Annotated in this window: 1 protein-coding gene; it reads right to left on the bottom strand. The window is 66.2% G+C overall.

The window, feature by feature from the left end; translation table 11 throughout:
- On the bottom strand, positions 1-588 hold a 588-nt coding region (locus tag BTW07_RS19105; RefSeq protein ID WP_167369300.1), incomplete at both ends, for an Ig-like domain-containing protein.

Genomic DNA, 588 nt, shown 5'->3' with positions numbered 1-588 from the left:
CGTCGCGACTTTCGCCGGCGGCGAGAGTGTCGAAGTCGGTGCCCGGCGTGAAGCTGTAGCTGCCGTCGGCATTGAACGTCAGGCTGCCATTGCCAGTGCCGACATCCGTCGCCAGGTCATAACCGGCGATGGTGCCATCGATATCGGTCGCGACCGGCACTTGCCCGCTGAGAACGCTGTTCTCGCCGGTGGTCCGGGTATCGGCGACGGCCACCGGCGCGTCGTTGGTGCCGGTCACGGTGATCGTCACCGTCTTGGGCTCGCTGACCCCGCCCTCGTTGTCGGTGGCGGTGTAGCTGAAGGTGATGTCGCGGCTCTCGCCCGCGGCCAGAGCGTCGAAGTCGGTGCCGGGCGTGAAGCTGTAGGAGCCGTCGGCGTTGAACGTCAATGAACCATTGCCGGTGCCGACATCCGTCGCCAGGTCATAACCGGCGATGGTGCCGTCGACGTCGCTTGCCGCCGGCACCTGGCCGGTCAGTAGTGTGTTCTCTTCCGTCGTGGCCGTGCCTGCCTGAGCGACCGGCGCGTCGTTGGTGCCGGTCACGGTGATGGTCACCGTCTTCGGTGCACTGACGCCGCCATCATTAT

This window comes from Salinicola socius (assembly GCF_001937195.1).
Classification (GTDB): domain Bacteria; phylum Pseudomonadota; class Gammaproteobacteria; order Pseudomonadales; family Halomonadaceae; genus Salinicola; species Salinicola socius.
This window is presented reverse-complemented; position numbering and strand designations above follow the sequence as displayed.